The organism is Nostoc sp. NMS2 (assembly GCF_017115105.1).
Lineage (GTDB): Bacteria > Cyanobacteriota > Cyanobacteriia > Cyanobacteriales > Nostocaceae > Nostoc.
Map to the genome: position 1 here is coordinate 1 of NZ_JABXKH010000092.1, position 20,780 is coordinate 20,780.

A 20,780-nucleotide genomic window follows, 5' to 3' on the forward strand; every position below is an offset into this window, starting at 1 on the left:
TCTATCTCATGATATTGACAAACTCCTTGCCCTTGTGGAATGAATCAGCCCTGCCTTTATAAGGGGAGGGTTAGGGTGGGGTAAAGCCTTGGTTAATGAGCTATTTCAGACTTGTGTGTACACCGTAGCCTCTTAGGAGAAAGACTTAGAGAGAGGTTTTCTAGATGCCGTGAAAAGTCAGACTGAATTAACAGGTATCTTGATAACAAATTCCGCGCCTTTTCCTGGAACAGAAAAACAGTTAAGTTGTCCACCATGTTTTTCAACTATAATTTGATAGCTTACAGATAGCCCTAGTCCCGTGCCTTTACCCACGGGTTTAGTAGTGAAAAACGGATCAAATACCTTTGAGTAAATTTGTTCATTTATTCCCAAACCATTATCAGCAATACTAACCGCTATCCATTTTTCATTGATTACCTCAGTTTTTATTTGAATTTGAGGATTATTATTTATCAGCTTCTGACTGTCAGTTGTTTGTGAATTGAGCGCCAGCGCCTCCAGTGCATCAATCGCATTAGCAAGAATATTCATAAACACTTGGTTAAGTTGACCAGGATAGCAAGTTACATTGGGTAGCTGACTATATTTTTTGATGACTTTGATTTCTGGGTACTCATGCCTAGCTTGTAGTCGATGCTCCAAAATCATTAAAGCACTATCAATTCCTTCGTGAATATTAACTTGCTTAAGTTCTGCTTCATTCAGTCTGGAGAAGTTACGTAGTGATTTAACAATTTCCTGAATTCGCTCTGTTCCCACCTTCATTGACTGGAAAAGTTTAGTTATATCTTGAATCAGAAAATCTAAGTCTATTTCTTCTAGTTCGTGTTGGATTTCTAGAGGAGTATTTGGAAAAACTTGTTGATAAATTTGCACCAAGTTCAGTAAATCATGAGTGTATTTATGGGCATGATGGAGGTTCCCATGAATGAAACTGACCGGGTTATTTATTTCATGAGCAATACCAGCAACTATCTGACCTAAACCAGACATTTTCTCAGCTTGGATAAGCTGAGTTTGGGTAAGTTGTAATTCGTTTAGTGTTTCTTGTAAAGCAGTTGTACGTTCCTCAACCCGAATTTCTAAATCTTGATTAGCTTTCCAAAGTGCTTCTTCCGCTTGTTTACGTCTTTGAACTTCTTTTGCTAATTCATCAATTTTTTGGTTTAGGAGAACGAAATTACTACTGGCTAAAGTTCTATTTTCTAAGCGTAAGAGAATTAAAGCTGAAGATTCATGAGAGCAAGGTTGAATAACTGCTCCTTGGCTACGACATATTAACGTTTGTCCATCATTATTTCGGAAAGTCAAGGAGCCAATAACCATTGCTCTACTAGTTGAACAAGCTTGCAGGTACTCTACAACATCATCAGCAGACTGAGTTACAAGTTCAATTAGCATTTTTCCCCGCAGTTCCTGACGGCGTAACCCCAGCATATCTGCTAGTGGTTGATTGGTCGCTAACAAATGACCTTTTCCACTCACCAGGAGCAAAGGTTCTGGTAAAACTCTGGCAAATTCAAGAAATTGTTCAGGAGTCATGGAGCTTCAAACTTCAGGGTTCGATTCTAATTTACATATCTGCACTCAAGCTCAAGCTTGTATTTTATGGTTAGTTTAGTGAGGAAGAGTTTACACAGATTCTAGTCCCCTAAAGTATTCTCGACCTTCTGCATCTTCTGCCTCTTCTGTCAATTTTAAGTAAATAATAACTTTACACCCAGAAGCACCCTGTGCTATTGTCTCTTGCAATTCTACTTTTGCATATCCTAGATTATTAGCTGCGATCGTGCCAAAGACGTTTGAAGTCATCATACACATGGCAGGGCGATTAAGCACTTTTTCCGCAAATGGGCAGACGCGGTTGCCAAAGACAATTTTTTCATCATCCTGCTCAATAACATAAAAATCCCCCTGGATTCTTTTTTTTAAATCAATCAAGACATCAGCCACCTGCTGACGCGAAAGTGTGGAGACTTCCAGAGCAGACTTGTAATCTTGGTTAATCTGCCTCCCCATCCTTTCACCAACTACACTAATAAATCCAGAAGCTTCTTCTAAGCCAACTACATCCTGCAAGGTGCCAGATAATTCTCTGATTAATGTGCGTAAAAATATATCGCGTTCTAAAGAAAGATTAAACGTAGCTATCGAATTATTAAGTGCATTAGTCATAAATTTTGAGAACACAATCTTGGAATTACAGTTATAGAGTTCCCCAAAATGACTATAAAGTAACTGTTTGATACCTTTCTTTAAAGAATTTGGTGATTGCTTGTGTTTCTAATAAATTGTGATAGCGATCGCAAATCCTGAATCTTGTTGTTCTGATAGTTCCCGATTTTCCAAAGTCTCTTCTAACTTGAACCAATTCTCACTCTGCAAATCAACCAGCTTACTTACAATCAGGATAAAGATTTTCTGTTTTAAATAAATGAATTGTGTTGCTCTGAAAGCGTAGTTAACTACCAATTATGAACCACAAATTATTCGGTTACAATCGCCTAATTCTACCTACAATGAAAATTTTTTTGACTAAAATTAATTTCAATAATTGATAAATTTACTATTTTATGATAAAGGAATACTGATGATAAACTCAGAACCTTTTCCTAGCACAGATTTTACTTCTAGAGTTCCCCTATGTTTTTGAACAATTATTTGATAGGCAATTGATAATCCTAATCCTGTTCCTTTTCCTACAGATTTTGTTGTGAATAAATGTTCAAACATTTTCTGCTGAATATCAGCCGATATTCCTACACCATTATCTTGAATCTTAATCAATACGTGATTTTTATCTTTATTTGGAGCAGTATCAATTATTATTTGATTGGGATTTTTCTTAATTTCATCAAAACCCAATCCAGAATTAGCCTCATCTAAAGCATCAATTGCATTTGCCAAAAGATTCATAAATACCTGATTCAATTGTCCTGGGAAACATAGTAAAAGGGGAAGATCACCATAATTTCTAACTACTTGAATAGCAGGACGAGTGTTATTATCTTTCAAACGGTGCTTGAGAATAAGGAGAGTGTTGTCAATACCTTCATGAAGGTTAAACATAACTTTTTGTTCTGTATCTGCCCTGGAGAAAGTTCGCAAGCTATTGCTAATACTAGAAATGCGATTAGTGCCTTCTCTCATTGAGGAAATTAGTTTAGGTAAATCCTTACGCACATACTCTAGATCCATTTCTTTGATTATTTCTTGAATTTCTTGAGATGCTTGAGGATAGGTTTTCTGATAGAGTTCGATTAAATGTAACAAATTTTGAATATACTCTTGAGCCGGAGTCAGATTACCTGCTATAAAGCCAACTGGGTTGTTAATTTCATGAGCTACATCCGCAACAAGACTTCCCAAACTAGACATTTTATTCTGCATTATCTGAAGATTAAGAAGCATCATTTCTAGTTCATGGCTTCTTTTTTCTAAATTGTTTTGATATTCCTTTAATTCACCAATTACTTTTCTGAGCAAATATTCTTTTTTTTCATTTGTCTCTTCTAGTTTTACCCGGTCTACCTCAGAACGCTCTAATTGCTTTTGAAGGATTCTATTCGCTTTTTTTAGTTCCTTAATTTCTTGTTGGTAATCCACAAATTCCATAAGTTTTTACCGAGTTCCTAAAATTAAAGTTACAAAAGTTTCATTGTGGAATTGTGTCTGGCTAATTCTATCTATCGGAGCAATTTCTCCATAAGAATAAAATCCACAACCAGGTAAATGGTAAGTCAGGCAGAGTTTCGTATTCTGGTACTCTTCTTTTGCTCTCGTACCAAGTATTTGCCGACGAGCTACACATGAAAAAAATAAAACAGCACTTGGTTCTACACCTGGATAATTATCTAAGGCATTCATGAAGGATGCTTTGGAAGCTGCCAAAATATCTTCATAACCTGCTTCTGCAATTTGAATTACAGCTTGGTTGGGAATATCTGCAAAAAAGGTGATGCTACCAGATTCCTGATTGTAAGCAATCGGCGCTCTTATGTAAAAATTGTCTCCATTCTGATCAAATACTGCTAGAGGATATTCTATTGAAGGAGGAAGTGAACCTAGATAATGATGATAAAAATCTAAAGCTGGTTTACCATCTATTTCATAGACTATGTTTTTATCTACCTTACTCACTTGGCTTATTTGACCAATGGGATGCCAACCACTTGCAACACCATGAGAAAACAATATTGGGCCCGAAAAAAGCAGAACTGGTACAGAATCACTTAATACTTCCGTTTTAAAAAATTGATATGTATTTTGATATCTAGACTGGTCGCCTGCTAAACCACCGAATATCGGCACATTTTGACCAAGAGCTAACTTTAAGCCATGCAATATAGATACACCACTAATTGTAAGACTCTCTGGATGAGTTAAACATAGCCTTAGAGTTGTGGTACTTTTTGCTTTGGCTTGCTCTACAGCTTGTTTAGTTACAGCAATTGGATTACCTGAAACTTTACGTCCAACTCCTGCATGAATTTCAACTTCGTCTGAGCAAAACAACATTAAGGTGATTGAGTCTTGCTGAAACTCTAAAACTGAAGAAATTTCTCCATCTGTTGTTCCACCAATCAACTCAATTCCCAGAAAAACCTGATGAATTTGTTGCAAAATGAGAGAATGTTCAAAGTCAATTGCAGAAAAAAGAATCCCAGCTTTTGGTATATCTCCTGCTAGGGAACTGACACATTGCTGAAGAACTTCTTCAACTGCTGATAGAGAATCTGGATCGTTACTGTGACCTACTACTGTTTTAAACATAAAGATTCCGATAAGGGTACTTAGTATGATGAGGAAATGGGAAGTTTAATGATAAATTCTGAACCATGTCCTAGTGTTGAATTTACCTCCATAGTTCCTCCATGTTTTTCGACAACAATTTGATGAGCAATTGATAATCCTAATCCTGTACCTTGACCGACAGGCTTAGTGGTGAATAAATAGTCAAAGATTTTTTGCTGGACATCACCCGACATTCCTACCCCATTATCTTTAATCCGAATTAAAATATGATTATTGTTTTCGGTGAGAGTAGTCTGAATAAAGATTTGATTAGGATTTGCTTCAATTTCAATATAACTTCGTCCTATATTAGACTCCTCTAAAGCATCAATAGCATTAGCTACTAAATTCATAAATACTTGATTTAATTGGCCGATAAAGCATTCTAAATCTGGTAAATTCTCGTAATCTCTAATTATTTGAATATCGGGTCGATCCTCGGATGCTTTTAAGCGATGTTTGAGAATCATGATTGTACTGTCTATGCCATCATGAATATTGCAAGAAACTTTGCGATCGCTATCTGCGCGAGAAAAGGTTCTCAGACTAGTACTAATATTACGAATGCGCTGAACACCCTCTTGCATTGAAGAAATTAAGTTAGGTAGATCGGCAAGCATATACTTCAAATCTATCGCTGCAATTTCCTCTTGAATTTCTGGTACCGGATTAGGATAGTGTTGCTGATAGAGGTTAATAATATTAACCATGTCTTGGAAATATATTGAAGCGTGTCCAAGATTGCCATGAATGAAACCAACTGGATTATTAATTTCATGAGCAACTCCTGCTACTAATTGACCAAGGGCAGACATTTTTTCTGTCTGCACAAGCTGAAGTTGAGACTCTTGTAGGTCTTTTAATGCCCTAGACAACGCTGCTGTCCTTTCTGCAACTCGTTTCTCTAAAGTTTTTGTGAGATTTCTTAATTGTAGATGGGTTTTAATTCTAGCTAGTAATTCTTCTTCATGAAAGGGTTTAGTGATGTAATCAACTGCCCCTATATTTAGACCCTTTACCTTACTCTCGGTATCAGAGTTAGCTGTCATGAAAATTACTGGAATATCAGAAGTAGCTGAATTTTCTTTCAGCCTTTTACAGGTTTCAAATCCATCTATCCCTGGCATCATTACATCTAATAGAATTAAATCAGGTAGTCTGTCTTCCGCCTGTTTAATTGCCCTATTTCCATTATTTTCTGTAATAACTTTAAAGCCGACATTCGTTAATATGCCAAAGACAATTTCTAAATTTGTAGTGGTGTCATCTACCACTAAAATTAAACTATCTTCTGGGAGATTAAGCATTTGTAGATATGGCTTGTAATTCATGTATTTAAATTAAGTTAACTCCTTATTTATTGTTTACTCTTGCCTGCGATCGCAGCTAAGTCACATCTATTTTGCAGACTGACTGCCAAATTTCCCATCTGACAACCCTATAGTTCCCAAAAACTGTGACAACAGCAACATTCTCACGCTAAATTGCTCTATGCGACTATGGGAGCGATCGCTACAGCCTAGACATCAACCCCAAATCTGCACTTCACTAGAGTTGAAAATCCTCCTTCATGAAGGCGATCGCTCTAAAATTAGTCATTATTACCCTTGTCTTTTTATAAATGTAGTGGTAAGGTTACATTGCTGATACACATCAGTTAACTTTTTCAGTTAGTCACACCATATTTCTCATCAAGACACACAGAAGTGGCTACTTTTGTTTTTTAATAAAAGTATCTAGATAACTGTTGAAATATTCGTATGAGTTTACACACTACTAGTAGTGGCGTAAATGAAACTTGTGCATTTTAAAATATGAATTTTTTAAAAGTTTTTGAAACACTCTTTAAAGAATAATATCGAGCTACTGTCTGTGTGATAGTGCGACCCATTTTTTCGGTACTTTAAACTAATACATTGTTATGAATCAATTACTTTGCCCTGGTTTATATTGCCCATTTCCATCCCAGACTAATAAGTATGTTGATGTTCTAGAAGATTACTCTCTTGAATGGGTACTTCGCTTCAAACTCCTTCCAGATAAATCATCTTATCAGCGTTTTTGCAAGGCAAAATTTTTTTTATTAGCTGCAAGTACTTACCCTTCCTGCCAGCTTGAAGAACTGAAGATTGCAAATGACTTATTGAGTTGGTTATTTATTTGGGATGACCAATGCGATTTGTCAGATTTAAGAAAACAACCTGAACAACTCAAGGGTTTTCACGATAGATTTTTGGAAATATTAAACGGCGAAGAAATTACTAATGAAGATGTACCTTTTGCTCATGCCTTAAAGAACTTAAGGCATCGGATACTTGAAAGAGGAAATGCAAAATGGTTCCATCACTTTTTACGTAGCTTTAAAGGCTACTTTCAAGGATGTGTTGAGGAAGCAACTAACCGCGCACAAGAAGTTATACCCGATATTAACAATTATATGGCGATACGTATATTAGCCGGAGGGGTGGAGCCTGTTATAGAATTGATTGAATTTTGCGACCATTTAATCATTCCTGATTTGTTACGAGAACACGACATGATGAAAAAGCTCAAGCTGATCGCCAATAAGGTTCTTTGCTGGGGTAACGATATTTTCTCGGCATTCAGAGAAATGGAAAGTGGTGACGTTCACAATTTAGTATTGGTACTGCATTATCAAAATAAACTTCCTTTGGAACAAGCTATTAAGCGTGCTACCGAAATCCACGATCAAGACGTGCAAACTATGATAAATTTAGAAGCATCTTTTCAAAGTTTTGGAGAAGAAGTAGATACTGAACTCGCAAAATATATATCAGGTTTGCATAGCTGGATACGTGCCAATCTCGATTGGTGTGCTCAATCTACTCGCTATGAAACTACTAAAAAATTAAATTTAATTAAAAATTAAAAGAATTACCAATTCTTCAAGCGAAGTAGTAAGCTGTCGCGCATTTTATTTTTAGTTTTTACTGCTTATAATTTTTCTAAGGGAGCATTTAAGCAGAAAAATCAAATAACCAACAGCTTATTACTCGAAAAATGAGGTTAGAAAATTAACGCAATTTTCAAATGGAACATTAAATGCAACTACCTAATCCTCTTAAAGCCCCTTCTTTGTTACAAAAGCTTCAGTGGGTTACTGACCCTGTAGCCTACATGGAAAATGCAGCTCAACAATATCCCGATATTTTTACTGGTAAGATAATCGGTTTTGGTGACACTGTAGTCTTTGTGAACCATCCTAAAGCAATCCAAGACATTTTAACTAATGATAGAAAGAAGTTTACAGCCGTTGGGGAACTCAACGGAATTTTGCAGCCGTTTTTGGGGAATTATTCAGTCCTGATGCTGGAGGGCGATCGCCACAAACGCCAACGACAACTTATGACACCTTCTTTTCATGGAGAGCGGATGCAAGGCTATGGTGAGTTAATCTGTAATGCGTCTGAAAAAATCTTTAGTCAGTTACCACTAAATAAACCTTTTTTAGCTCGTAACCTAACACAAGAGATATCCCTGCAAGTAATGTTACAGGCTATCTTTGGCTTGTATGAGGAAGAAAAAATTCAAAAACTTAGGCAACTATTGCCATTGCTGTTAGACCTTTTTCAGTCACCTCTGACTTCTAGTTTATTCTTTTTCTCATTCTTGCAACAGGATTTAGGAGCTTGGAGTCCTTGGGGAAAGTTCCTGCGCGATCGAGAGCAAATTGATCAATTCCTCTACGCTGAAATTGCCGAGTGTAAACAACAACCCGATCCAGAACGCATCGATATTCTCTCTTTGCTAATATCATGTCGTGATGAAGCGGGCCAACCGATGACAGATCAGGAGTTGCGCGATCAGTTAATAACCCTAATACTTGCTGGTTATGAAACTACGGCATTGACAATGGCTTGGGGATTGTACTGGATTCACCAAAAGCCTCTAATCCGTGAAAAACTGCTCCAAGAACTGGATACTCTCGGTGATTACCCAGACCCGATGAGCATTTACCAACTGCCATATCTCACAGCTGTTTGCAATGAAATCTTGCGAATTTACCCTGTTGTAATGTTCTCTTTTCCCAGGGTAGTGCAAGAACCCATTGAATTATTGGGACATCATTTAGAGCCTGGAACTGTACTGCTTCCCAGTATTTATCTTACTCATCACCGAGAGGATTTATATCCTCAGCCCAAGGAGTTTCAACCAGAGCGCTTTATTGAACGTCAATTTTCTCCCTATGAATTTTTGCCCTTTGGTGGCGGTGTCCGTCGTTGTCTTGGCGAGGCTTTGGCTATGTTTCAAATGAAGTTAGTATTAGCAACCGTCTTGTCACATTATCACTTGGCGCTAGTTGATCGCCGGCCAGAACAGCCTCAGCGTCGAGGTTTTACCCTTGCGCCAGCCAGTGGAGTCAAGATGGTAATTACAGGGCGACGTGTGCGGCAAAAGTCTTTAATGAACATGACAACTACAGCAATAGGCTAGTACTTTGTCAAGATAGTTTTGAGGGTTTGTAGTAAGTACTTTAGTGCTTACTACAGATATTTAATTATCAGATATAGTTACTTAGTCTAGATATCTAGATGTCTGACTGTTGCATCGGGATTTCAATTACGAACTCAGTCCCCTTTCCTAATTTGGAATCACAGGTTAAACTACCCTTGTGTTTGTCCACAATAATCTGATAGCTAATCGACAACCCCAACCCCGTGCCACTTCCTATCGGCTTGGTGGTAAAAAATGGGTCAAAGATTTTCTGCTGCACCGCTTTTGTCATACCAGAACCGTTATCAGCAATCCGAATGATCGCCGTATTAGAATCTGTTATTTCAGTAAAGACATGAATTTTTCCTACCATATCAGAAGCCTCTGATGCGTTTATGTGCTTTATTATTTGTTCTTTGTCATTTACCAATGATGGATGACCAATACTTCGACTACGCTCAGTACAAGTGACAAATGCATCTTCTAAAGCATCAATTGCATTACTCAGGATGTTCATAAACACCTGATTTAATTGACCAGGGTAACAAATAATTTCTGGTAATTTACTATATTCTTTGATGACTTCAATTTCAGAGAAATTGCCATTTTCTTTAAGTCGGTGTTGTAAAATCATTAAGGTGCTGTCTATCCCTTCATGAATATCTACAGGCTTCATCTCAGATTCATCTAGGCGAGAAAAGTTACGTAAGCCCAAAACAATATTTCGGATACGCGAACTCCCCACTTTCATTGAATCTAGAATCTTTGGCAAGTCTTCTGCTAGAAAATCTATATCAATCTCCTCATATTTCTCCTCAACCAAAGGCGAAGGACGAGGATATTCCTGCTGATAAACAACTAGCAAATCAAGCAAGTCTTGGACATACTCACCAGCGTGATTAATATTGCCATGAATAAAGTTAATAGGGTTATTTATTTCATGAGCAATGCCCGCAACCATTTGTCCTAGAGAAGACATTTTTTCACTTTGAATTAATTGAATTTGTGTACGCTGTAATTCCTGTAAAGTCTCTTGTAGACATTTATTTTTGTCGTTAAGTTCCTGCGTTCTTTCCTGGACTTTTTCTTCTAAAGTATGGTTGTATTCTTCCAAGCTTTCTTTAGCTTTGGCCAAATTTTTGTAGAGGATAGCATTCTCTAGGGATATTGCTGCTTGAATGGTGAGGAGTTTAAGTACTTCTACACGATCGCGGGTAAAGGCTCCTGTTGCCAGATGATTTTCTAGGTAAAGAATCCCAATCAATTTACCTTGATTTAGAAGAGGTATAGACAACAAACTCTTAGGTTCTTCACTAAGAATATAGTTATCACTTGCTAGAAAAGAAACAGCCCTTGCATCATCAATAACCAAGATTTCTCTAGAGCGTTTAACGTAGTTAATCAAAGTAATGGGAACATCGTAGCTTGACTCCAGGTAAGTTGATGGAAACTCAGTGTAGGTTTGCTCAAAGTTGGAACTTGAACAAACCGCCGTGACAGTTAATGCTAAGTTATCACCTTCGCTCAAAATTAAAGCGCATTTAGAAGCTCCTGCATTCTCCATAACAACTTCCATCAACGTAGAAAGTAGTCGTTCAAGCTCGATTTCCCCAGAGAGTGCTTGAGATGCTTTAATGAATGCGGCTAAATCTAGAGAATCAGAAATAGTTGTCTTCGAGCCAATAACAGTGTGCTGATTACTCAGAGTAGATAGAGATGATATAGATATGTTATTGAAAGAAGTGTTTTCTTCGCTGGACTTGATACTTACTTTTTCTTCCTGGAATATAGGAGCAAGTAATTGAGGATAGCGTTTTGCCAAATCATCAACTTTGGCTAACGCTCCCCAGCGAACGTAACTATAGTAGGCATCAGTTAGGTAAGTTTTGGCAATCTTCTCTTTGTCCCACTCTAGATAAAATTTAGCGGCAAGTTCGTTAGCCAGTGCTTCTTCGTTGATATACTCATGTTTTTTTGCGAAGGAGATAGCACGATCATACGATTCCATTGCTTCAATATATTGATCTCCAATTCGATACCGTTCAGCTTCTACAAGATAATATTTGTGTAAATAATTTATGGGGGCATGATGCGCCCATTTTTGCATCTTATCCTGATTGGCTTGTACTTTATCAAGAATAAGCTTTTGCTCAGAAGCAGATACCTCAGAATACACCGCAAGTCTAGCCAGTGAATCGTAAAAATGGAAAAGAGGAAAAATTAGCTGTCCTATACCACCATCTAAATACTTTTCTGCCAAAGTAGCATTTTCAACCGCTTGAGGGAACTCATGAAATGAGTAGCATAATTGCAATTTATTGTAATATAAATATAAAAGTCCTATAGCATCATTGGTTTGAAGATGAAGCGGCTGTATTATTTCCTCGTTATATGCTTTACCGATCAAATAACAGGGATTTACAACATTTCCCAGCCAGTTTAAAGTACTCTGCTGATATATGCTATTCCAGTTAAATACTGTTTCTTGCTTCATTTGTCTGATGGCATTGCTGTAAGTTGCTATCTCCCGTTCCAACTCTGTCAGTTCTTTACCGATAAAATATGTAGAGTAGCAATAATTGTTAAGACAATAGGCTGCATGTTCTAAATCTCCAGTTTCTAGTCCGGCAGAGTAAGCCTCAAGCAAAGGTTTTAATATTTCCCTAGTATGCTCCTTCCAATGCCAGATAGCTGTATAGAATACCATCATGATCTTAGTTTTAACTTCTTTAACATTGGATTTAACTAAAAGGCTTAAAGCTAATTTGCCAAATTGATAGCCAGATTCGATATCTCCCACTACCCCGCAGAGAATTACCCCATAAGCAACATAGGCATAAGCAGATGAGGAAGTATTACCATATTTGAGTGATAAGTTGATTTGTTTAATAACAATCAGTGGAAACAGTTCAGGAGTGACTGAATAGGTAACAGCAGTTACAGCCGATAGGATACGCATAGCTGCTATCTGCTGGGATTCTGTCATCTCTGGTAGGTTCATTAAGTCATCAATGGGCCTACTATTGAGATTTGATGTTAATTCTGCCATTGCTAACTGAATATCAGACTGGCTTGGATTCTCAGGAAACTCCACTCCTAAAAGTTTCAAAAAGGTGAGTGCAGTATTTACGGCCTCCAGTGCTTGGTTCTGCGCGCCATAAGCCTGAATTTTGACTTCATAAACTTTTACTTTTTCCAGTAGTGTTTCATGTACCAACACCACCTCTGCTAATTGCTCCATCTGTTCAAAGTTGCCAGCTAAATATGCTGCCTCTGTTGCAGTTTCATATAAAGCCAGGGTGAGATGATGTTTCGTCTCCCAGCTATCATTTGCTAAGAGTTGGATACCCATAGTTAAATACTTAACCGCAGATGGATAAGCTGTTGATGCTAGAGCTTTGCGTCCAGCAGTTAGATTCATCTGCGCTAGTTCATCTCGTTTAGCTTGAGGAGAGATGAATTCTACTGCGATATTAAACTGATTGACAAGCTCAAAAATCTTTTCTTCCTGTTCTGCAACTGGAATATTGTTCAATAACAGTAGCCCAATTTTTAAGTGAATTGGCTTTTTTTGTTCTTCGGGAATCAAAGAATAAGCAGCTTGCTGCACGCGGTCATGTATAAATTTATATTTAGGTAGCTGTAAATTAGAACTTGTAAATTGTGTAGATTCTATTCCATGAACAATGAATTCTTGATTAATATTATCTTTGGAAAAAATATTGTAATTTTCAGTCTGTGGTACAATCAGTCCCTCAAGTAATGCTTGCCACAAATCTGATGCTGTATCTACTAGAGATTTTTCGTTGATGATCGCTAGACTCTTTAAGTCAAATTGATTACCAATGCAGGCAGCCAGTTTTAAAACTTTTTGGGTATATGTTGGCAATTTTTTTATTTGCAGGGCGATAAGTTCTACGACATCATCTGTGAGAGCTAATTCTTTGATTTTTGAAATATCATACTGCCAATGACCAACATCAAAATTTAATACAATTAGCCCATCATCGTGTAAAGACTTGAGAAATTGGATGCAAAAAAATGGGTTGCCTTTAGTTTTGGCAAACACCATCTGGGTCAGAGGAACCGCAGTGACTTCAGGACAATGAAGGGTATCAGCAATTAGATGATTTAAATCACCCTGATTTAATGGTGCTAGGGCGATCGTATTAATATTTGCTCCTGCTTGTTCAATATCCTGTAGTGTTAGATAAAGCGGATGTGCTTTGGAAACTTCATTATCTCGGTAAGAACCAATTAACAATAAACTTCCCTGATTTTCATGCATTTTTTCTGTCTCTTCTGACAGAGAAGACAGCCTGTTTTCACACATCAATAAGTGAATTAATTTTAAAGAGGCTGTATCTGCCCATTGCAAATCATCAATAAAGATAACTAGGGGATGTTCTTTAGTTGTGAAGATTTGAATGAATTTTTGAAACAATAAATTGAACCGATTTTGGGCAGCACTGCCAGACAGTTCTGTAACTGGAGGTTGTTTACCAATAATCTGTTCGAGTTCAGGGATTACATCGATAATTACCTGAGTCTGTGTACCCAGTTCTCGCAGAATTTTGGCTTTCCATTGTTGAATTTGAGCATCAGTTTCTGAGAGTAGTTGCCCGATTAAATCTCTAAAAGCTTGCACCAATCCTGATAAGGGAATATCGCGTTGAAACTGGTCAAATTTTCCTTTTATGAAGTAACTGCGCTGTCGCACAATAGGTTTGTGGACTTCATTGACCACAGCAGTTTTGCCAATGCCAGAGAAACCCGCGACTAATATCATTTCTGTTGCCCCTTCTGTTACACGCCTAAAAGCAGCGAGTAGGGTTTCAACTTCACCTTGGCGACCATAGAGTTTTTCAGGGATTACGAAACGGTCTGAGATGTCCCTCACTCCTAGTTTTAAAGATGCAATATTTCCTGTCTCTTGCCACTGATTTTGGCACACCTCCAAGTCATGCTTTAACCCCAAAGCACTCTGATAGCGGTCTTCGGCATTTTTTGCCATCAGCTTACCGATCATTTCAGACAAAATTGCCGGAATCTTAGAGTTAATCCGGCTGGCTTTTAGCGGTTGTTTAGCGATATGAGAGTAAACTAACTCCATCGGATCTTTAGTAGTGAAGGGTAACTGTCCGGTGAGGAGTTGAAAGAAAGTAACACCAAGGGAATAAAAATCAGTCCGGTAGTCAATACCTCGATTCATCCTTCCGGTTTGTTCTGGAGAAATATAAGCCAGAGTACCTTCTAAGATGTTGGGATTCGTGAGAAATTGAATTTCTCTTGGTAGGAGGGTGGCAATACTAAAGTCGATGATTTTTACTTCATCTGTGGTAGGGTTTATTAGGATGTTGGCAGGCTTGATGTCTTTGTGAATGATGCGATCGCAATGTAGTCTTTCAAGGGTAGAAGCAATTTTAATAGCAATGTGAAAAAACTCATTCAGGGAAAGACAGTTTTCCTCCTTCTCCTTGTTCTCTAGTCGCCAGTCTTGCAGGGAAATGCCGCCAAAATCTTCCGTCACCAAGATGTAGCTGTTACGGTAGCTTTCTAAGCTATAGGTTTTAAGTATTCCAGGAAGATCGAGGTTTTTGGTAATGATATATTGATTGCGGAACTGGGCGATTTCCGCGAACGTAGGATATTCATTCCGCATTAATTTGAGAACGACTGGTTTTTGGTCTTGTTCTCTAATACCCCGATAAACTAGAGTTTTACTGCCGGAGTAGATTTGCTCGGTGATGCAATAACCAGGAAATGTATATAATGTATCTAATACTACCAACATTGCGGATTATGCTCATAATTCTTGTTTCTATGGCTTAGTATTCCCGTGACAAGGCTATCATTATCATAAAATAATAATTTCATTTGTTTAATTTGTATTAATAAATATAAATTTTGACTAAATATCTGATCTTGAACTATGTAATTATGAACAGGCTAATTTTGGTATAAAGGCATTAGTTTGTCAAAATATTGCTACTAAATTCATCTGATAAATATTTCCTCTTATTGCTTTATATCGTTTATATCTCAGGGTTAGCTATCAAGTTCTAAGCTGACGCGTATTTAAATTTGATAATTTAGCGCTTGAACCCGTTTGCTGCCTTAGATTGTCTTGTAAAACTAGATGACGAACAGCTTAATGCTGATTTTGTATGTGGGAGACTAAGCAATAAAAAAGCCTGTCGTTTTTCTTAGGTTAAGAGCAAACTGCGGCAGGTTTAGTGGGTCTAGGAGTGTTTCAGTAGACTAACAACTGATACCATTTATTTTTGAAGATACACCTATAAAACTTACACAAAATTACATATAGAGGCAATTCATTAATTGCCCCTATATGTAGTTTTTCACTGTTTTTGAATTTTGTTGTTAACAATGATTTGTCAACATAAGTGTTTTTGAATTAACTATTTTTACCCGCTCTTAATCGGACACTCGTTATGATAAACGAGGTATTTCGGCTGCGATAATAATGATGAACACAAATGCTACTTGATTTTTTGTTTAATAAAGGTAACAACTTGAGTTAGCTGTTTCTTCAAGCCATCGATTTCAGCTTGCATTTTGACAATTTTCTCGTTCAACGCATTAATTTCTACCTCAGAGACTCCTCCGGCAGTAGGGGTTGCGTTGCTTGCCGCCGTAGGCATCGCAGTATTGACAGCAGTAGGGGCTGCTAAGGTAGCAGTTGCAACACTAGAAGTAGTGACTGTGCTATTTCTAACAGTAACCCCTGCTCCGACTGCGACTAATTCTGGGCGCGGCTGTTTCGCCTTGGTCATGGCTAACTTAATTGCGTTAATTAGTTGCTTCTGATCAAAAGGCTTACCCAGAAATTCAAAGTATTCAAAGGGTTCTGTAATTTTCTCAGTTACCTCTTCCTTGCGACCAGACATGATCACTAAAGGAATTTTCCTTAATTCAGGATCGGCTTGAACTTTCTGGAAAACCTCCCAGCCACTCATTTTAGGCAACAGAAAATCCAGCATAATCAGGCTGAGTTTTTCCTGAAGAATGAAATTTAGTCCTTCCAAACCGTCTTTTGCTTCCAGTACCTCAAAATTGCCCGGAGGCAACATTTCTCGTACTTTTACCCTGACAACTGTAGTGTCATCGATAACTAAAATCTTGTTGCTTGCCACGACTGTTTGCTCTAACAGAAACTTTAAGTGTAAATAGCGGCTTTGCCGATTGTCCTTGAGAATCCTCCCACTATATACAAAATTTCTAGCAATTGGGGGATAGTATATTTCGGTATAAATGACATTGCTAGAGGTGTTTTGTAAAACTTTTGCTGGCGCTCTTTTCGATTTATGTCATGGTGATATTTAAGGCTTTAGCTTTGTTCTAAGGCATAAAGCATATAAGGACACGGGGACACGGAGATATTAAGACCGTTCTTTGCGTCTATTCTTGTCTATCATTTGTCCATTGAAGAAGAGGCAAGGGAGCAGGGGGAATAGAACAGAAAGGGGATTTGACCCCAATTGAACGAGAACCACTTAACAGAAGTGGCGGACTCAGACCCATGTTCCGAAGAAGCTTCACAGCTCTCGGTTGGGGTCATTTCCCCCAGCTAATAGCCCTCTTCCCCCTGCCTCTTCGTTGAAAGACCATTACTTTATATCTGTATCTTGCTTGGATGTCTATGATTTCGTCACAACAAGCCGAACTAAAGTCTGAAATTGCGGCAATGCCTAGCTGGTTACGTCGCCCTATCGGTAAAGCCAGTGAAATTTCTACCGTACAACGCATTATTAAGCAGCGCCAAATCCACACAATTTGCGAAGAAGGGCGCTGTCCCAACCGGGGAGAGTGCTATGCCCAAAAAACTGCAACTTTCTTGCTAATGGGACCTACTTGCACACGCTCTTGTGCTTTTTGTCAAGTAGATAAAGGTCATGCGCCAATGCCTCTTGATTTAGAGGAACCCCAAAAGGTAGCACAGGCTGTGCAGCTTTTGGGATTGCGTTATGTGGTTCTGACTTCTGTCGCCCGTGATGACTTGCCCGATCAGGGCGCAGCTCACTTTGTGGAGACGATCGCTACTATCCGTCAGTTAAACCCAGAGACTCAAATTGAAGTGCTGACCCCAGATTTTTGGGGTGGTGCTGGTGTAGGAGAATCAGGTCAACGCCAACGGATAGGGATGATTGTAAAAGCCAAACCAGCTTGTTTCAATCACAATATCGAGACAGTGCGGCGATTAACTGGGCCAGTGCGCCGGGGAGCCAAATACGATCGCTCACTTCTAGTACTCGCTATAGTCAAAGAAATCGATTCGACAATTCCTACCAAATCAGGTTTGATGCTGGGACATGGAGAAACGCTTGATGAAGTCATTGCAGCAATGGCTGATTTAAGGGCTGTGGGGTGCGATCGCTTAACTATGGGGCAGTACATGCGTCCTTCCTTAGAACATCTCCCAGTTCAAAAATATTGGACTCCAGAGGAATTCGATCAACTCGGCAGATTAGCATGGGAAATGGGATTCAATCATGTCCGTTCTGGGCCTCTGGTTCGCAGTTCTTATCATGCTGGAGAGGAGGGAGTGGGGAGTGGGGGATGAGGGGGATGTGGTTCGACTTCGCTCACCAACCGGGGGATGGGGAGCTCTTAGCTGGGAGCAAGGGAGAAGAGTTTTCCCCCTGCCCCTCTGCCTCTTTTCCATGCCCAATTCCCAATACCCAATTCCCAACTGCACACAAATATTCTTAAAGAATTTGAGTATTTGGTACGCCAATTTGGTATTTCTTAAAAAGTCATGACATTAGGAGAATCGGATTATGACCGCTAAAACAACAAAGAATCTCGCAAATTCCCCAGTTGCCGACAGTGGAGCTAAACCTCCCTATCCCTATCGCACAGGCTGGGCAATATTCTTGTTAGCTATCAATTTACTGGTAGCAGCCTGGTACTTCCACATTATTGAATAATTAGAAGTGGAGTGGTGCTGCTCAAATCGTTCCTTTGAATAAACCTTTGGGACGAATGAGTAGCACCAAAATCATGATTAACAGTGCTATACCCTGTTTATACTGTGAACCCAGCCAGGGGGTGCTAATTTCTTGGACAATGCCAATGATAAAAGCTGCTGCGATCGCACCATAAGGGTTGCCAATCCCCCCAAGAATCACTGAGGCAAATAACGGTAAAATTAAGAACCACCCCATATTGGGACGCACGGCTGTAATCAACCCATACATACTGCCTCCCAATGACGTAAGAGTCCCAGCAATTAGCCAAGTCCAGAAAATTACTCGGTCAACATTAATACCTGAAACCCTGGCTAAGTCCAGATCGTCTGCAACTGCTCGCATCGCCTTACCAATTTTGGTATTCTGCAGCAGGTAATGCAGCGCCAAAATTGCCAGCACCGCCAACCCCAATACCAATAATTGATTTTGCGGTACTTTTAAACCAAAGATGTCTAAAGCTGTGGTGACAGGTAAATTATAATTTTGGTTCTTGCCACCCCAAATAAAAATAATCCCATTGCGAAGAAATAAGGCAAGCCCGATAGAAATAATAATCAGCGTAGTGGAAGTAGCACGGATAAAGCGCATCTTTGACCACAATAACTTTTCCGATAACAGCATTGCAGCCACTGTTCCCACCGCCGCCAGGATCATTGACAGCCAAATATTGACTCCAATACTATTGATCAGCCAAGTGAAATAGGCTCCTAAAGTTAAAAAGTCACCATGAGCAAAGTTAGATAACCGTAAAATTCCATAAGTAAGAGTGAGTCCGACTGCGGCTAGAGCAATAATGCTCCCTACCGCAATCCCATTGATGATTAGTTGGGCGAATTGTGTATCCATAAGTCTTAAGTTGCTTTAACAAATTTTAGGTTAGTGGTTCATATAATAATTTTTTTGCACTAGCGGCTAAATTCAACATCATAAGTTATGGTTTATAACAACATAAGTTATGGTTTATAAATAAAAAAGGATTGTCCGCTAATATACATAAAAATCCTTTTCGGATTTTTATGTGAAGCTAAATTTGTTAAGCGGTCTAGTTGACCATGCAGCAGTACTCAAGCTTACCAGACCAAAACTCACAGATAGATGCAACGCCAAAACTTTTGACAACAATTCAGCAACTTCGCGCCAAGTTGTGGCTGGAGAGCAGCTTGAACCAGTTGCAAAGTCGCCTTAATTATTATCTGCTTTCTGCTTGTAACAATGTCCTACAGGCAGAAGCCGCAGAAGCAGAAATTCTCCAAGCTGTGGTTAACGAGATTGACACTGCTTTGAACAGCACTAATCTGGCACTTACAGATTATGCCGTCGGCATTGCTATGTTTCAACCACAAGAAACCGTTGCCACAGTTTGCTATGTTTCTCGTTCTCCATCTCAAAACTCACAACCTTTATTTTTAGAAGCGCTGACAGCAGAAAAAAAGCTGTTGTTGAGATTGCAAGAGGTTATAGAACTCGAAGATTTGCAGCAACTTGAGAATCAACAGCCACCAAGCGCTTGGCGGTTAGCTGATGATTCTGGCATTATATGGCTAATTATCGCCGCAGCGCCCGTAAGTTCTAATTGTGAGTCGCTCCTAGAATCACTTGCCCAAATCAGAGCGCAATTTATGGCAAGGTCTGCCAAGAATTGTACTACGGTATTGCTACAACTGAGACACATCCTATCTTGGCAGCAACAATATCAACGGTTAAGTAAATCCAATCAAGAATTGGAGCGCACCAATCAACTGAAAAATCAGTTTTTGGCAAACACCAGCCACGAAATTCGCACACCGCTTAGTTCTATTATTGGCTTTACCCATCTACTTTTAGCTCCAGGGTACGAACCAACTAAAGAACGCCAGCAAGAGTATTTAAATATCATTCAGTCTAGCGGCAAACACTTGCTAGCTCTGATTAATGATATTTTGGATCTTTCAAAAATTGAAGCAAACCAGCTAGAGGTGCAGTGGGAAAGTGTAGATGTGCCACTGCTATGTAACAATGTTTTGGCACTGGTGAAAGAGAAATCCGCTAATAAGGGTTTAAAACTGTGCCTAGAAATTGACCCCGATATCACAACCCTAGTAGCTGACTCTTTGCGACTCAAGCAAATGCTGTTGAATTTACTCTTCAATGCCTTAAAGTTCACCAGCAAAGGAAGTGTTGGCTTACAAGTTGTTCCCAAAGGTGTATCTGTACATTTTATAGTTTGGGATACTGGCAGTGGCATCTCTCAAGAAGACCAGACTCAATTATTTGAACCCTATTTCCAAATTGCTAAGGCTATCGCTGGTGGTGCTGAAGGGACTGGTTTGGGTTTAGCAGTGACTCGCAAACTTGCCCAAATTCACGGTGGTTCTGTAACAGTGGAATCTGAAGTAGATAGCGGCTCCCGTTTTACCCTTATGCTTCCCCTTGAGCAAGAGGCGGGGGTGGGGGGAGCAGGGGAGGCAGGGCAGGCAGGGGAGGCAGGGGGAGCAGGGGAGGCAGGGGGAGCGGGGGAGGCAAAATACTTCTCATCTCTTTTGCCTTTTACCCCTAGTT

General features: G+C 39.0%; 14 protein-coding genes. 5 read left to right on the top strand and 9 right to left on the bottom strand.

The window, feature by feature from the left end; translation table 11 throughout:
- Positions 1–177: 177 nt before the first annotated feature.
- From HWQ36_RS17030 to HWQ36_RS17055, 6 genes are all read right to left on the bottom strand, one after another.
- On the bottom strand, positions 178–1,545 hold the full coding sequence (locus tag HWQ36_RS17030; protein ID WP_292704876.1) for an ATP-binding protein: 1,368 nt from the start codon (positions 1,543–1,545) through the stop codon (positions 178–180).
- Positions 1,546–1,635: 90 nt separating this feature from the next.
- Positions 1,636–2,178 (bottom strand): methanogen output domain 1-containing protein, encoded by a 543-nt coding sequence (locus HWQ36_RS17035; RefSeq protein WP_292704877.1) that lies wholly within the window; start codon positions 2,176–2,178, stop codon positions 1,636–1,638.
- Positions 2,179–2,286: 108 nt separating this feature from the next.
- Positions 2,287–2,475, bottom strand: coding sequence for a hypothetical protein (locus HWQ36_RS17040; RefSeq protein ID WP_292704878.1), 189 nt, complete (start codon positions 2,473–2,475; stop codon positions 2,287–2,289).
- Between the two features lie 99 nt (positions 2,476–2,574).
- Entirely contained in the window at positions 2,575–3,618 is a 1,044-nt protein-coding gene (locus tag HWQ36_RS17045; protein ID WP_292704879.1) for an ATP-binding protein, read from the bottom strand.
- 6 nt (positions 3,619–3,624) lie between these two features.
- Positions 3,625–4,776 carry an FIST N-terminal domain-containing protein gene (locus HWQ36_RS17050; protein ID WP_292704880.1) on the bottom strand — a complete coding sequence of 384 codons (1,152 nt, stop codon included), beginning with the start codon at positions 4,774–4,776 and terminating at the stop codon, positions 3,625–3,627.
- Between the two features lie 20 nt (positions 4,777–4,796).
- Positions 4,797–6,128, bottom strand: coding sequence for a response regulator (locus HWQ36_RS17055; protein WP_292704881.1), 1,332 nt, complete (start codon positions 6,126–6,128; stop codon positions 4,797–4,799).
- Between the two features lie 590 nt (positions 6,129–6,718).
- On the opposite strand from HWQ36_RS17055, the gene HWQ36_RS17060 reads away from it, so the two are divergent.
- Together HWQ36_RS17060 and HWQ36_RS17065 are read left to right on the top strand one after the other, a co-directional pair.
- Positions 6,719–7,687 (top strand): terpene synthase, encoded by a 969-nt coding sequence (locus HWQ36_RS17060; RefSeq protein ID WP_292704882.1) that lies wholly within the window; start codon positions 6,719–6,721, stop codon positions 7,685–7,687.
- 173 nt (positions 7,688–7,860) lie between these two features.
- A complete protein-coding gene (locus HWQ36_RS17065; RefSeq protein ID WP_292704883.1) occupies positions 7,861–9,252 on the top strand; it encodes a cytochrome P450 in 1,392 nt (463 codons plus the stop codon).
- A 94-nt stretch (positions 9,253–9,346) separates the two neighbouring features.
- Here the strand turns inward: HWQ36_RS17065 and HWQ36_RS17070 are convergent, their stop codons facing one another.
- The gene (locus tag HWQ36_RS17070) at positions 9,347–15,046 is read right to left on the bottom strand and encodes an ATP-binding sensor histidine kinase (RefSeq protein ID WP_292704884.1); all 5,700 of its coding nucleotides are present in this window, start codon (positions 15,044–15,046) and stop codon (positions 9,347–9,349) included.
- A 706-nt stretch (positions 15,047–15,752) separates the two neighbouring features.
- On the bottom strand, positions 15,753–16,406 hold the full coding sequence (locus HWQ36_RS17075; RefSeq protein ID WP_292704885.1) for a response regulator: 654 nt from the start codon (positions 16,404–16,406) through the stop codon (positions 15,753–15,755).
- Positions 16,407–16,912: 506 nt separating this feature from the next.
- Here HWQ36_RS17075 and lipA point away from each other — a divergent pair.
- Positions 16,913–17,833: a lipoyl synthase gene (lipA, locus tag HWQ36_RS17080; RefSeq protein WP_292704886.1), complete on the top strand. Its 921-nt coding sequence runs from the start codon at positions 16,913–16,915 to the stop codon at positions 17,831–17,833.
- A gap of 217 nt (positions 17,834–18,050) precedes the next feature.
- Positions 18,051–18,200 carry a photosystem I protein PsaX gene (locus HWQ36_RS17085; RefSeq protein WP_292704887.1) on the top strand — a complete coding sequence of 50 codons (150 nt, stop codon included), beginning with the start codon at positions 18,051–18,053 and terminating at the stop codon, positions 18,198–18,200.
- A gap of 21 nt (positions 18,201–18,221) precedes the next feature.
- Here HWQ36_RS17085 and HWQ36_RS17090 read toward each other — a convergent pair whose 3' ends face one another.
- Positions 18,222–19,088 carry a branched-chain amino acid ABC transporter permease gene (locus tag HWQ36_RS17090; RefSeq protein ID WP_292704888.1) on the bottom strand — a complete coding sequence of 289 codons (867 nt, stop codon included), beginning with the start codon at positions 19,086–19,088 and terminating at the stop codon, positions 18,222–18,224.
- Between the two features lie 206 nt (positions 19,089–19,294).
- On the opposite strand from HWQ36_RS17090, the gene hrmK reads away from it, so the two are divergent.
- Positions 19,295–20,780, top strand: a 1,486-nt coding sequence (gene hrmK, locus HWQ36_RS17095) for a hybrid histidine kinase/response regulator HrmK (RefSeq protein ID WP_292704889.1), incomplete at its 3' end; no start/stop codon positions are given.

Coding starts and splice junctions, on each gene's coding strand:
- HWQ36_RS17030 (WP_292704876.1), bottom strand. CDS start 1,545: ATGACTCCTGAACAATTTCTTGAATTTGCCAGAGTTTTACCAGAACCT.
- HWQ36_RS17035 (WP_292704877.1), bottom strand. CDS start 2,178: ATGACTAATGCACTTAATAATTCGATAGCTACGTTTAATCTTTCTTTA.
- HWQ36_RS17045 (WP_292704879.1), bottom strand. CDS start 3,618: ATGGAATTTGTGGATTACCAACAAGAAATTAAGGAACTAAAAAAAGCG.
- HWQ36_RS17050 (WP_292704880.1), bottom strand. CDS start 4,776: ATGTTTAAAACAGTAGTAGGTCACAGTAACGATCCAGATTCTCTATCA.
- HWQ36_RS17055 (WP_292704881.1), bottom strand. CDS start 6,128: ATGAATTACAAGCCATATCTACAAATGCTTAATCTCCCAGAAGATAGT.
- HWQ36_RS17060 (WP_292704882.1), top strand. CDS start 6,719: ATGAATCAATTACTTTGCCCTGGTTTATATTGCCCATTTCCATCCCAG.
- HWQ36_RS17065 (WP_292704883.1), top strand. CDS start 7,861: ATGCAACTACCTAATCCTCTTAAAGCCCCTTCTTTGTTACAAAAGCTT.
- HWQ36_RS17070 (WP_292704884.1), bottom strand. CDS start 15,046: ATGTTGGTAGTATTAGATACATTATATACATTTCCTGGTTATTGCATC.
- lipA (WP_292704886.1), top strand. CDS start 16,913: ATGATTTCGTCACAACAAGCCGAACTAAAGTCTGAAATTGCGGCAATG.
- HWQ36_RS17085 (WP_292704887.1), top strand. CDS start 18,051: ATGACCGCTAAAACAACAAAGAATCTCGCAAATTCCCCAGTTGCCGAC.
- HWQ36_RS17090 (WP_292704888.1), bottom strand. CDS start 19,088: ATGGATACACAATTCGCCCAACTAATCATCAATGGGATTGCGGTAGGG.